Source organism: Ligilactobacillus sp. MP3, from assembly GCF_024436335.1.
GTDB lineage: Bacteria > Bacillota > Bacilli > Lactobacillales > Lactobacillaceae > Ligilactobacillus > Ligilactobacillus salivarius.
This window is the reverse complement of sequence record NZ_JANFQI010000001.1, coordinates 118005-131697: the sequence shown is the minus strand read 5'-3', so window position 1 is coordinate 131697 and position 13693 is coordinate 118005. Positions and strand designations below refer to the sequence as shown.

The following is a 13693-nucleotide window of genomic DNA, read 5'->3' as shown; positions in this document are numbered from 1 at the left end:
TTCACCTACTCTCTGGTAATAATTCATAAATGCTAATAGCATCTTGATTGAGAAATTCTTCAGCAGTTTCTACAACATCTTCTAAAGTTATCTTTTCTAAAATTTCCACCATATCAAAAATTGTTGCATCATCATACAATCTACCTTCATAGCGATTAGCAATACTCTCTAGTGAATTCATTGAACGAATAATGCTACCTAGGAATTCTTTCTTAGATAATTCAAATTCTTCTGCTCTATCTTCTAATAAATCAGGTGCTTGAACTATTAAGTCTTTAATTCTCTTTTTGAATTCTTCAGGTTTACTTGTACTTCCGCTTATCATCGCAAAATTAAATCCACGTTCAAATTGAAAATCATATCCAAAACTATCATCAATAATATTTTCGTTGTACCATTGTAAATATTCTTTGGAACTTTCACCGAACAAGATATCTAGTAATAATTGGACTTTCAACTTATAACCTATCGCTTCATATCCACGTAATTGTTTACCTAATCCTTTTATACCAATCGCAACTTTAGGTAATTGTAAATCCATTTTTCTGGTTCTTGAAGAAATTATTATCTTATCTTCATCTCCTTTAGAGAATGGAGCTCGTACAATCTTTTCTGTCTTAGAGAAAGTTTTTTTAGCTTGATTTTTCTTAATTAGTGAAATCATCGCCGTTTCATCAAAATTTCCCACTAAAAACAAGGTCATATTACTAGGTTGATAGAATGTATTATAACAATCATATAAATCTTGCGCTGTTATTTTACTAATCGACTCAATTGTACCTGCGATATCTTGGCTAATTGGAGTATTAGGATATAAATTCTCTATTAATCCAAAATATAACTGCCAGCCTGAATCATCATCATACATCTTTATTTCTTGCCCAATAATACCCTGCTCTTTTTTCACAGACTCTTCAGAAAAATAAGGCTCTTGAACAAAATCTAGCAGAATTTCTACACATTTTTCTACATTCTGTGTAGCTGAAAATAAATAACTTGTTCTTGTAAAACTTGTAAAAGCATTGGAATCCGCTCCATACTTTCCAAATAATTCAAAAGCATCATAATCTTTCTTTTCAAACAATTTATGCTCTAAAAAATGTGCAATTCCTGCTGGATAAACTTTCATATCCTTTTTTCCATAAGGAACAAATTCATTATCAGCTGAGCCATAATTAGTAGACATGATACCATACACTTTATGAAAACTTTTCTTTGGTAGAAGCTTAACTTTTAATCCGTTATCCAATTCTTCACTATAAATGGTTTCTCCAAATTGTGTGTATTCCTTCTTTTCTAACACTATATCACCTCACTAATTAGTTCCTAACATATAAGTAGCCTGTAGTTCGACCATTTTTGCAACTTTCATCACATCGTCTTTGGTTACACTTTGCAAATTATCCAACCATTCTTCAACAGTAACATTGATTCCAGTTAAAGCTGCAGATTGTGCCCTTAATAAAGCTGAAGTTTGACTATCTAAACGAGAAATATAACTACTAATCAAATTATTCTTATTTTGTTCTAACAACTCGTCTTCAAAATCACCTTTTCTTAGTCGTTCTAGTTGCTCTAAAATTAATTCTTGAACCTTATCCTTGTTAGTATATGAAATTCCAGTTTGAACTACTAATAATTGTCTAAATGGATCAAAGTTACTATTAGCATAATATGCCATACTCATTTTTTCTCTCACAACGGTGAATAATAAACTTAATGCTGAACCACCAAATAAACTATTGAAAACAAGTGCTGCATAATGCAAATCTCCACGATATACAACTGGCAACCTAAATGCCATATCAAACTTACTTTGAGATAAAGGTTCTTCATCAATTTGTGTTACAATCTCTTGTTTTATCTCTTGAGTATAACTCATGCTTGCTCGTGAAATATTTCGCGCCTTAAATGGTAACACAGAGAACTTATTTACAACCTCATCAGTATTAACATCTCCAGAAATCATAATTTCTACTCTATCAGTATTTAGCATTTTTTGATAAGCATCCATTAAATCAGAGATTGTTAGCTTCTCAACATCTTCACTTTCACCAAATGATGGTACTTGTTGAATCTCATTATCAAAGTAAAGCTTTCTTAATTTTGCTGTAGCATAAGCTTGCTTATCTTCTTTAATAGAATTCAAATATGTAATAGTGTTGTTTTTCTGTCTGGTAAAAGTTTCTTCATCAAAGTTTTTATTTCCCCCCACTTTCAATGGATTGAAAATAATTTCTTTTAAAAATTCAATTACTTCTGAAAGTAAATCTTCATTGCCTACTAGATACTTACCTTCAATATAATCAATACTAAAATTAATAAGTTGATAATTTCCACGTCTATCAACGGAACTACCAAAACTAGCACCATACATTTGAGATAATTTACGTGCAATATCAATTTGTGTAGGATAGTTTTGGCTACACATTTCTAGATAATTAGCCAACAATGCCCTTTCGGCTAATTCTTTTTTTGATTCTATATTTTTAATAAATGATATAAAAATTCTTGTTGTCTTAAATTGTTTAGAAGGAATGATATTTAAATTCACGCCTTTGACTAATTCTATACGCAAAAAAACGCCTCCTTAACTCATAATCTAATATAATGTATAATATACTTAAAAACAATTAAAAAATGGCATTTTGAAATCATCAACTAACTAAATGTATTAATTAGCCTTATAATTCCAAATAATGCCATTTTATAATACTCACTAATTATCTTGACTATATACCTTGCGTGGTTTACTACCTTCTTGAGGGCCAACAATTCCACGTTTTTCCATTTCATCGACAATTCTAGCTGAGCGATTATATCCAATCCTAAATCGTCTTTGAAGCATTGACACACTACATTTCTGTTCTTGTCTGACAAATTCAACTGCTTCACTAAATAGCTCATCTTCAGCCTCTCCGTCAGCTTCATGTTGTAATTCCTCATCAGATACTTCCATCGACTCATCATACTCAGCTGGAAGTTGTTCACGAACAAAGTTGACCACATTCTCAACATCAGAATCTGAAATAAACGCACCTTGTACACGTACAGGCTTATTCATTCCCATTGGTAAGAATAACATATCTCCACGTCCAAGTAATTTCTCAGCTCCAGACTGATCAATAATTGTACGTGAATCAGTTCCACTCGATACAGCAAATGCCATTCTTGATGGTACGTTTGCCTTAATCAAACCAGTAATAACATCTACTGATGGTCTTTGTGTAGCTAAGATCATATGGATACCAGCCGCACGAGCCATTTGAGCTAATCTAATAATTGCATCTTCAACTTCATTAGAAGCTACCATCATTAGATCTGATAATTCATCAACAATTGCCACAATGTATGGCATTAAAGGTTCTTTAGAATTATTATCATGATTTTGTCTTTGAATCATCGCATTATATCCAGAAATATTACGTTGTCCCGTATTAGCAAATAATTCGTAGCGTCTTTCCATTTCCGAAACTAACTTATGCAAGGCTCGCGATGCTTTTTTCGGATCGGTTACAACCGGTGTCAATAAATGTGGAATTCCATTATAAACACCAAGCTCTACTTTTTTAGGATCAACTAACATTAATTTCACTTCATCTGGGGGACAATTCATCAATAAACTTGTAATGATGCCATTAATTGCAACTGACTTACCACTACCTGTCGAACCAGCAATTAATAGATGTGGCATCTTAGCCAAATCAGCAGTGATTAAACTACCCGAAACATCGCGACCAATCGGTACTTCCAAAGGTTTACTAGAATCTTTCTTTTGTGAAGAAATAATATCTTTAAACGATATTGTTGCTACTTTTTTATTAGGTACTTCTATACCAATTAATGATTTACCAGGAATTGGTGCTTCAATACGAATGTCTTTAGCTGCTAATGCCAAGGCCAAATCATCAGCTAAATTAACAATCTTGCTAACTTTAACTCCAATTGCTGGATGCAGCTCATATTTTGTAACCGATGGACCTAAAATTGTATTTTTTAGTTCTACATCTACACCAAAACTCTTAAATGTCTCTTTTAATATCTTCTTATTTCGTTGAATCTCTGCTTTTTCTTCACTTTGGTCAGTAGGTGGCACATCCTGTAACAAATTAACTGATGGTAATTGATAATTTTCTAAAGTTGGATGATTCTTTACTACAATTTCTTGCTCATCCTCACTTTTTTCTTCAACTGGTTGATTCCAGTCAGTCAAATCATCTTTACTATCATTATCTACTTCAAGTTTTTCCATATCTGCTACTGGTGTAGGCAAATCTCTTTCTTCATCATTGCTATGAGTAATTTCGTTTTCTTTAGCTTTTTCAATTGCTTTTTCCTGACGCGCTTTTTTAATTTGCTTAACTCTGTCATTCCCTTTACTAATTGAATGTGAAAAAGCAACTACTACTTTTTTTGTTTCAGAAATCACCCAATACAGACTCTTGCCTAAATACTCGAAAACTTGTCGATATGCAATATCAAACAATAAACATAAGCCAGCTATAAAAATTAAAACTGCAACAATATAAGAGCCTATCTGCGCTACCAAAAACGAAGTTGCGCTATATAATAAAGCTCCTGTAATTCCACCACCAACAGCACTACCAACACTACCAGAAATAATATCTGAGCTTAAATACTGCCAAGTTATATCAACAAAATTGGCATGTAAATCAAGTTTTTGAAATAGTAGTACTTCTAAAAAAAGTAGTACTCCTAAATAAGCTAATAATACACCGCTTATTTTCTTTCTAGGAATTATCGGCTGTTCTCCCATTGATAACAAATATGTTCCATATCCTATGAGTAACACTACCGCTACTTTATAACTATCACCAACAAATATCCTAAAGACATTTGCCAGTAAAACACCAAGGTATCCCAGATTTAATAACCCTAAAATTCCAAATAGAATAAAGCAACCACCGACAACTCGCTCAGAAGTTTGTTTTTGTATTTTCTTTTTTGTCTTTCTTTTTGTTTTCTTTCTTCTAGCCACAACGATAGTCCTTTCTAAAATACCAAGCTATCTTACTTATTTTAATTTATCATTTTCATAAGTATGAGTAGTTTCTAAATTAGGGAATCCTTGTTGTCTAAGTGCTTCATAAACTACAATTGCTGCTGTATTAGATAAATTTAAAGCTCTAATATGTTCATCATTTTGAGGAATTCTAATACATTTTTCTGGATTTTGTCGCATAAACATTTCTGGTAAACCAGTTGTTTCTTTACCAAATAAGAAATAATGTTCTTTTTCAGTATTTGTATAATCGGCTTCTGTATATGCCTTAGAAGCAAATTTAGACACGATATATAATTCACCATTTTCAGGAATTGTTTCTAAAAATGCTGGTAAATTGGGATGATAAGTAATTTTTACTTTATCCCAATAATCCAATCCAGCTCTTTTCATATATTTATCATCTGTTGAAAATCCTAGTGGTTCAATTAAATGTAATTCTGTATTTGTACCTGCGCAAGTTCTAGCAATATTTCCTGTATTAGCAGGCATTAGTGGTTCAAATAAAACAATATGATTAGCCATATGTAAATCCTTTCATAACAATTTTTATCCATAAAAAAAGCGTAGCCATTCGGTGTGGGCACGGCGAACAGCTACGTTAATGAAGTACAATTATATAGCAACTAACGACAGTTCCGTTAATTACTAACAACCGATTTCTTGTAGACTATAGTAACACCATCTTATACTTTTTTCAATACTTTTCAGAAAATTAATTTTAATTTATCTTATACAAATTATTTATCTACTTAAATTTTAAAACTATGCTATTAATAAGGTAACGTCTACAGTTATTTCATTTAATGGATTTTGCCTAGCATATTCTAATTGCTTGTTACTTGCACCCCAACTAAGTGGCGTCATTAACAATAAATTTTTAAAATTTTCTGACGTTAAATTAAACTTGTATCTTATACGCTTGCTTTCAAAGTTGGGAAAATGCTTTGAAAATAAATTTAACACCTTATCGTTACTATAACTTGATTTTCTTGAACCTGTATCACCATATAAAAGATGTCGTAGTTCAATTAAATAATTTGCATTAGGAATTACTTTGTATATCTTACCTTCATTTTTCAGAACTCTTAAAAATTCTTCGTAAGATGAAGGAGAAAAAATATCAATAATAGCATCAATACTATTATCCATAAATGGAAGATTTGCTAAATCTGCAATACAAAAAAATGGATGTAATTCATTTTGTGTTGCTAAATTTATCGCATCCTTAGAAATATCAAACCCTATTAGGGTATCCTTATACTTTTCTCTTGATCTTGCTAAATTAATTAATGGTGTGCCCTCTCCACAACCTACATCAATTATCTTTAATTTTTTTGCTGGTAATTCTTTCATTATCTGCTCAATAATTGGTGAAAATAGACCAGCTTGTAACAAAGTTCGTCTCGCATTCCACAATTCTTTATTATCATAGTCACTTTTCACACCATGAGTTAATAAATGTAATGTTCCTTTTTTATTAAGATTGATAACATGTCCATTAATACATACAATACTGTTATCTTGTAAACTGGTTATTTTATTTTGACAAAAAGGACATCGGAAAATTTCCATGTTATTTTGAATAAATAATTTTGCTCTATCTATTTTCTTCACTATTCTTTTCTCTCAACTTCAATATATTTACCATTAACCAGTTTAACTAAATCTTCTTGTTTTAATCTAACAGAGCGTCCAACTTTACCAGCTGATACTGAAATTATTTCAAAAGGCTTAATTCTTTTATCAAAATAGATTGGAAATCCCTTAAAAGCATGAATACCAATTGGCGTATTTGCTCCATGAATATAACCAGTTATATTAATTAAGTTTTTATTATCAGCTAGGTGTACTTGTTTTTTACCTAATTGCTGAGCAACTAACTTCAAGTCCATTTCATGTACAATTGGTAGGCAAACTACAAAAAAGTCTTTAGGATCTCCCTTACCTTGTAAAACAATTGTCTTTAAAATAGATTCAGGTTCTACTCCTAATTCAGCAGCTTCCTTCAATGCATCTTTTCCTTGCTCTATCCAATTGAAAGATGTTTCTTCATATTCTATATTGTGTTGGTCCAATACTCGCTCTTCATTAGTCTTTTTTTCTTTAGTTTTTTTCTTCTTTTTTGCCATTTAAACCTCTTCTTTCTAAAATTTAATTATCTTAAACAATAGCACAATCAATATAATTTTAACTTATATCTATATCAATTTAAAGTTTTCAGCTAAACGCGAACATTATCACGAATATTAGGCTATTAGTTTGACATATATTTTAAAATACGTTATTATATCTTATGTTTTGTGGTTATTTCTTAATTAATACCGTAAATTATTTAATAGAGCGAGGTTTTATTATGCCAGTTTTTGATTATGAAGATATCCAATTAGTTCCAAATAAATGTATTGTTAAGAGTAGATCTGAAGTAAATACAAAAGTTAAATTTGGACCTATGACTTTTAAAATACCTGTAGTCCCTGCTAATATGCAGACTATTATTGATGAAAATCTTGCTGTTTGGTTAGCTAAGAACGGTTATTTCTATATTATGCACCGTTTTTATGAAAATGAACGTGTTGATTTTGTTAAAAATATGCATGACAAAGGTCTTTTTGCTTCAATTTCTGTTGGAGTAAAACCTGCTGAATATGATTTAATCGACGAATTATCTCAAAAGAATTTAGTTCCTGAATATATTACTATTGATATTGCTCATGGACATTCAGATACCGTCATTAATATGATTAAACACATTAAACACAAATTACCTGGTGTTTTCGTTATCGCTGGAAATGTTGGTACTCCTGAAGCTGTTCGTGAATTAGAAAATGCTGGAGCTGATGCTACTAAAGTTGGAATTGGACCTGGTAAGGCTTGCATCACTAAATTAAAAACTGGCTTTGGAACTGGTGGATGGCAGTTAGCTGCTATTCGTGCATGTGCTAAGGCTGCTAGCAAACCAATCGTTGCTGATGGTGGTATTAGAAATAATGGTGATATTGCCAAATCAATTCGCTTTGGTGCTTCAATGTGTATGATTGGCTCCCTTTTTGCCGGACATGATGAAACTCCTGGTGATATTATTGAAAAAGATGGCAAGAAGTTCAAAACTTATTTTGGATCTGCTTCTCAATATCAAAAAGGCGAATACAAAAATGTCGAAGGTAAAAAATTACTTCTACCATACAAAGGAAAAATAGCCGATACACTTCGCGAAATGCAAGAAGATTTACAATCTGCTATTTCTTATGCTGGTGGTAAAGAATTATTAGCTCTTAGAAAAGTTGACTATGTAATTGTTAAAAATTCTATCTACAACGGTGATATGTTGTAATTACTTTAAAAGATTGTTTTTATAACAATCTTTTTTATTTTGTAACAATATCCTGAAAACCCCTAGTTTTGGCCGTTATTTCCGAACTTAATTGATATAAATTATATTTATCTTATAGAATTCTTAACAAAAACATGATTTTTTATTAAAGTTGTGGTAAATTAATATATGGCATATAGAATATAGGAGTTGATTATAAGATTATGAAAAAGAATAAAGTTTTTCGACTTTCTTTAGGTTGGCAAATCATTTTAGGCTTAGTCATCGGTGTAATTCTCGGTGTCGTTTTTGCTGATAATAAGAAATTTATTGCTTTTGCCAACGGTTTAGGTTCAACTTTCATCAATATGATTTCAATGATTGTTCTTCCTATTGTTGTCTCTAGTTTAATTGTCGGGATCTCTAATATGGGAGATATCAAAAAATTAGGTAAAATTGGATTAAAGACATTAATCTATTTTGAAGTTTTATCTACAATTGCATTTATTGTTGGGATGGTTATTTCTAATTTTTCTCATCTTGGATATATGCTTGATCTAAGTCAATTATCTCATGTTGATATTTCTACTTACGTAAAGACTGCTAAATCTGCTGCTCATAATGGTTTAGGTTCAATACTTATGTCTATTGTTCCTTCTAACTTTTTTGATGCATTAGCTACAGGACAAATGCTACCTGTTATTTTCTTCTCATCCCTATTTGGTTTAGGAATTGCTGCAATCGGTGAAAAAGGTAAAATATTAATTACTTTCTTACAAGCCGTTGCTGAAGTTATGTTCAAAATAACTGGTTGGATTATGCATTTTGCTCCATTTGGTGTTGCTGGTTTAATTGGTGCTACTGTTGCCCAACTTGGTTTAGCTTCATTAAAACCATTGGCACTCTTTATCGTAATGGCATATATCACTATGATATTCTTTATTTTAGTGGTATTAGGTATCACTTCTCGTATTTTTGGTTTCAGAATCATGGATCAATTAATAGTTGTTAAAGATGAACTAATTTTAGCTTTCACAACTGCTAGTTCAGAAGTTACTCTACCTCGTTTAATGCAGAAGACACAAAAACTTGGGGTAGATCAAGCTATTAGTTCATTTGTTATTCCAACTGGTTATACATTTAACCTTGATGGTTCAGCAATTTATCAATCACTTGCTGCTATCTTTTTAGCTCAAGCATATCATGTTCACTTATCAATTAGTCAACAAATTACTTTGCTTTTAGTTTTAATGATTACTTCTAAAGGTATGGCTGGTGTTCCAGGTGCTTCATTCGTTGTTTTATTAGCAACTGTATCTTCAATTGGTGTACCTGTTTCTGGTTTAGCATTAATTGCCGGTATCGATCGTCTTGTCGATATGGGACGTACTGCTGTTAATGTTGCTGGTAATGTTACAGCTACTCTCGTTATTGGTAAATCCGAAAATGAATTTGATCAAGCCAAACATGATGCATATGTAGCAAGTTTCAAAAACAAATAAATACAATTTTCTTTTAATAAAAATTACTTAATTAACATAAAGACACGTCTAACCTTGAACTTACAACGTTCAGAGTTAGATGTGTCTTTTATAATATTCATTTTTACTTCATGATAGCAAATTTTCTTCTGTATAATCTTATTAGTGTGACACAAAAAAGAATTATCCACGAAACAATTGAAATATTAATCGACATCACCATATCTACAGGTGCCATGAATTTTACTTTTGCTACATTACTACCTCTTCTTTGATATACTCTAGGAACATTAATAATACTTTTTTTCTCACCAGATATAACTTTATTATTAACTATTAACCTAGATTGCTTGTATAATACTACTGGTAAAATTATATTTTTAAATTTTTTAGCATGCCACATAAGTTTTAATGTTCCATCTTTTAAAACATCTTTATCATAATTTTTTGTATTATCTAAAATTTCTTTTTCATAATTAACAGAATCTTTTCTTTTAACTTTAGACTTAAGTGGTAGATAATCTGGCGACCTTTTACTTAAACCCTGTAATAAAATTGCTAATTTATCCGAATGACTCGCTTTTTCTAAATCTATCTTCTTTAAAGTAATCACATGTTTATCAACTATTCCTCTATTAGTATAATATCTTATATTATTGGTGGTCATAACTACACTTGTAATTGCAGTTATTAATAATATACAACTACAAATAATTTTTATTCTTTTATTTTTTAATTCTGCTAACGCTATTAGAAATGCTGTCAAAAATAATGGATATATTACTATGGATAATCTATCTGGAAATTGAAAATCTCTTGCTATAATTGGAAAATTTTTTTGCACTTTATCCCAAATAAATAACCGTGAACCTAAAATTAAAAATCCAGTCCCTATTAAAGTAATGTATAAGTTAATTTCTGATCTATTTATTATTAATACATATATTAACTGTAAAATTACCAAAAGTATAAATGATGGTATTAATACTTCTTGTAAATAAATACTTTTAATAAATCTAAGAGTGTTATTAGTCATATTAAATGCCGCAGGTTGTGCTAGATTATTAGTTAATGAAAGTCTTAACAACACCCACCAATAATTACACGTCAAAAGTAATGTTAATAGTACACTTTTAATTATACTAATAACAAACTTTCCTCTTTCCTTTTTCTTCACTATTCTGATAATAAAAAATGGAATTAATGTTATAACAAAAATCAAACTACTTAACAAATGTGTTTCGATAGCAATACTCATAATTATCGCTAATTTTAAGTAGTTATATTCTTTATTTTCAAGCATATCAATTCCACAATTAATAACATACGGAGCTAATGCTGCACCCCATGCTGTCAAATTCTGTGATACTTGCCATCTAGTTATCCATCCCATACTTAAAAATATAATAATACTTATTGAATTTAAAAATATGCTCTTATTAAATCTTCTAGTAAGTTTATATATTCCAATACCCCCAATTAAATATATAAGTATAGTTGTATATATTTGGTATCTAAACCAATTTTTAGCAATAAGTAATATTAGACCATTAATATAAGCAAAATAAGGACCATATACTGCATTTACAATTCGCCCACTTTGTTTAAAAGTATAGTTCATCTGAAAATAACTAAGTTTAGCTTGTTTTATTTGCATCGCAGTATCATAAAATCTATTGAAATGAAATAATGTATCAGAACCAATGATTATATTATGTGCCATTAATTGAAAATATAGATTTATTAAAATCATTATCCCTATCGTTACATACGGAATATATTTTTTCATGATCATTTTCCTCTATTTTGTAAATTCTGTCCTTTTAAGTACTGATGCAATTCTAACTAATAGTTTCTCAAATCAATCTCTGAACTATAATCATTAAATACTTCAACTGCTTGTAATCCATCTTTAGCTTCTAAAACTTGATAGTTTTCAAATTGTAATTCTGTTTTTAACGATGATAGTAAAGACCTTTCATCTTCAACTAATAATATTATTCCTTCCATATCTAAACTTTATTCCTTATCATAATAATATATTCTTATTATATACCCTTTAAATGCAAAACATTTCAAAAAAATACAGTCAACTTCTAAATTTTTAGACGTTGACTGTAATTCTATGATTCACTTTTTCAGAATCTCTTATAATTGAATTTGTTTAAATTCTAACTCTTCTGCTGTTTCTATTGAAATTGCAGCAGGAACAACTATGTTAGGAAGGACTTCCTTTAATTTAATTAATTCATCTGCACTCTCATTATCAGTATAAACACGTGAGATTTGTTTTTCTTTAACCCACTCTGCAATCTTTTCTAACTGATCATTTGTAAATTGAATATCACTTAAATTGATAGTTCCTTCCATTCCACCGCAAGCTGCTAAAAACTGATCTGCAGTATCAGTATCAAAACTACCGTCTTCATTTAATGCTAAAAACTCTATACTATCTGCTCCTAATGCTTGTGCCTCAAAAATATCTGCCTCTAAAGCTTTAATTTCAATATCTGAGTATTGATAAGAAGTTTCAGTTGGAATATTAATTACAATATTAACTGATACATCATGTTCATGAGCATACTTGATAGCTTCTGCCATAAATCCTTTACTAACAGTTGCTCCATGATTTTTTAAAGTAACACGATGAGTACCTTGTTTTATAACATTGACTAATTCTGATAGCGAATTAACTCGTGTATCCTTGAAAATCAAAACAAATTCCTCCCTATTTTACAAAGTGAACACAAACACCCTCTGGAACCGGAATGTCTGTTTGCAATAGTTCTAGTTTACCAGAAGTTGCATTTCTTGCAAATAAAGATGCAATTGTCGAATTTTGATGAGCAACAACTATAAATCTCTCACTATTATCAAGCGCAAAATCACGTGGAAAATCTCCATTTGTTGAAATAGTTTGAATAAGTTTCAAAATACCATCTTCTTCAACTTCAAATACTGCGATAGAATTATGTCCTCTATTAGAAACATATACAAATTTATCATCAGAAGAAATACGTATAGCCGCTACCCCATTATGTTTTGTCCAGTCCACAGGTATAGTTGATACTATCTGGATAAGATTAAAAATACCATTATTATATTCCAATACAGCTACTTCACTTGATAATTCTCCTGCTAGATATGCTAATTTACCATTATTGGAAAATACAATGTGTCTAGGTCCAAAACCTTCAGGAGTTTGAAAAGCTGCGATTTCAGAAATCTTACCTTCTTCTGACACATCATATGTGTGAACCTTATCGTCACCTAAATCAATAGTTACCAATTTATTATCAGGTGTTAAATCTGCATAATGAGCATGTGATTTATCTTGTTCTGGACGCGGACCTTTTCCTTCATAAGTAACGGAATCTTTTAATGTTAAAGTATTATCATTTTCTAGGCAATATGCTTCAACTAAACCTTTATGATAATTTGCAGTATACACCAACTTACGCTGACCATCATAGCTTACATAACAAGGAGATGCACCATCAGCTAATTTTTGATCAACTAAAACAGGTTTAGGCGTTGTAAGATTATAACTTGCAATTCCTCCTTGTCCCTGATCATTTCCTGTAATTGTCAGTAAAATTCCATTATTAGTCGTTGTAAGATATGTAGGACTTACGATATCATCAATAAATAATTCTAAATCTCTAATTTCTTTTTTCTCAGTATCTAACTCGGCTTGATAAATACCCTTACTGTTATTTCTGGTATAAGTTCCAAAATATATTTTTTCAAGCATGAAAAAGCCTCCTTGTAATAGTTTACATTGTTAAGTATAACATATCACATAAACCTAATTATGTTCCATTGCTCTTATTTCATAATCTAACATCTTCTGTGTTATAATTGCTTTATTCTTTA

12 protein-coding genes are annotated in these 13693 nt (G+C 30.5%); 2 read left to right on the top strand and 10 right to left on the bottom strand.

The genetic code is table 11. The features are described from left to right. Nucleotide 1: 1 nt before the first annotated feature. From yfmH to NOU10_RS00655, 6 genes are all read right to left on the bottom strand, one after another. Nucleotides 2–1303: an EF-P 5-aminopentanol modification-associated protein YfmH gene (gene yfmH / locus NOU10_RS00680; protein ID WP_160996017.1), complete on the bottom strand. Its 1302-nt coding sequence runs from the start codon at nt 1301–1303 to the stop codon at nt 2–4. A 12-nt stretch (nt 1304–1315) separates the two neighbouring features. Then, nucleotides 1316–2578, bottom strand: a complete 1263-nt coding sequence (gene yfmF, locus NOU10_RS00675; protein ID WP_255905762.1) for an EF-P 5-aminopentanol modification-associated protein YfmF — start codon at nt 2576–2578, stop codon at nt 1316–1318. Nucleotides 2579–2719: 141 nt separating this feature from the next. Further along, nucleotides 2720–4999, bottom strand: coding sequence for a DNA translocase FtsK (locus NOU10_RS00670; protein ID WP_255905761.1), 2280 nt, complete (start codon nt 4997–4999; stop codon nt 2720–2722). Nucleotides 5000–5035: 36 nt separating this feature from the next. Beyond that, nucleotides 5036–5548 carry a tRNA (uridine(34)/cytosine(34)/5-carboxymethylaminomethyluridine(34)-2'-O)-methyltransferase TrmL gene (gene trmL, locus NOU10_RS00665; protein ID WP_003700579.1) on the bottom strand — a complete coding sequence of 171 codons (513 nt, stop codon included), beginning with the start codon at nt 5546–5548 and terminating at the stop codon, nt 5036–5038. 240 nt (nt 5549–5788) lie between these two features. Next, nucleotides 5789–6640: a methyltransferase domain-containing protein gene (locus NOU10_RS00660; RefSeq protein ID WP_255905760.1), complete on the bottom strand. Its 852-nt coding sequence runs from the start codon at nt 6638–6640 to the stop codon at nt 5789–5791. Beyond that, entirely contained in the window at nt 6640–7155 is a 516-nt protein-coding gene (locus tag NOU10_RS00655) for an aminoacyl-tRNA deacylase (RefSeq protein ID WP_255905759.1), read from the bottom strand. The genes NOU10_RS00660 and NOU10_RS00655 overlap by 1 nt, the downstream gene beginning before the upstream one ends. Nucleotides 7156–7379: 224 nt before the next feature. Between NOU10_RS00655 and NOU10_RS00650 the strand changes: the two genes are divergently transcribed. Both NOU10_RS00650 and NOU10_RS00645 read left to right on the top strand, forming a co-directional pair. Then, nucleotides 7380–8357, top strand: a complete 978-nt coding sequence (locus tag NOU10_RS00650) for a GMP reductase (RefSeq protein ID WP_003700584.1) — start codon at nt 7380–7382, stop codon at nt 8355–8357. Between the two features lie 203 nt (nt 8358–8560). Further along, nucleotides 8561–9838 (top strand): cation:dicarboxylate symporter family transporter, encoded by a 1278-nt coding sequence (locus NOU10_RS00645; RefSeq protein WP_250200446.1) that lies wholly within the window; start codon nt 8561–8563, stop codon nt 9836–9838. 103 nt (nt 9839–9941) lie between these two features. Here NOU10_RS00645 and NOU10_RS00640 read toward each other — a convergent pair whose 3' ends face one another. From NOU10_RS00640 to NOU10_RS00625, 4 genes are all read right to left on the bottom strand, one after another. Next, on the bottom strand, nt 9942–11606 hold the full coding sequence (locus NOU10_RS00640; RefSeq protein ID WP_255905758.1) for a hypothetical protein: 1665 nt from the start codon (nt 11604–11606) through the stop codon (nt 9942–9944). A 56-nt stretch (nt 11607–11662) separates the two neighbouring features. After that, nucleotides 11663–11827 (bottom strand): response regulator, encoded by a 165-nt coding sequence (locus NOU10_RS00635; RefSeq protein WP_143456130.1) that lies wholly within the window; start codon nt 11825–11827, stop codon nt 11663–11665. Between the two features lie 138 nt (nt 11828–11965). After that, a complete protein-coding gene (locus NOU10_RS00630) occupies nt 11966–12532 on the bottom strand; it encodes a copper homeostasis protein CutC (RefSeq protein ID WP_255905757.1) in 567 nt (188 codons plus the stop codon). Between the two features lie 13 nt (nt 12533–12545). Beyond that, nucleotides 12546–13571: a lactonase family protein gene (locus NOU10_RS00625; protein ID WP_255905756.1), complete on the bottom strand. Its 1026-nt coding sequence runs from the start codon at nt 13569–13571 to the stop codon at nt 12546–12548. Between the last annotated feature and the right edge of the window lie 122 nt (nt 13572–13693).

Excerpts from the sequence above, each read along its gene's own strand:
- trmL (WP_003700579.1), bottom strand. The coding sequence starts at position 5,548 with ATGGCTAATCATATTGTTTTATTTGAACCACTAATGCCTGCTAATACA.
- NOU10_RS00655 (WP_255905759.1), bottom strand. The coding sequence starts at position 7,155 with ATGGCAAAAAAGAAGAAAAAAACTAAAGAAAAAAAGACTAATGAAGAG.
- NOU10_RS00650 (WP_003700584.1), top strand. The coding sequence starts at position 7,380 with ATGCCAGTTTTTGATTATGAAGATATCCAATTAGTTCCAAATAAATGT.
- NOU10_RS00645 (WP_250200446.1), top strand. The coding sequence starts at position 8,561 with ATGAAAAAGAATAAAGTTTTTCGACTTTCTTTAGGTTGGCAAATCATT.
- NOU10_RS00640 (WP_255905758.1), bottom strand. The coding sequence starts at position 11,606 with ATGAAAAAATATATTCCGTATGTAACGATAGGGATAATGATTTTAATA.
- NOU10_RS00635 (WP_143456130.1), bottom strand. The coding sequence starts at position 11,827 with ATGGAAGGAATAATATTATTAGTTGAAGATGAAAGGTCTTTACTATCA.
- NOU10_RS00625 (WP_255905756.1), bottom strand. The coding sequence starts at position 13,571 with ATGCTTGAAAAAATATATTTTGGAACTTATACCAGAAATAACAGTAAG.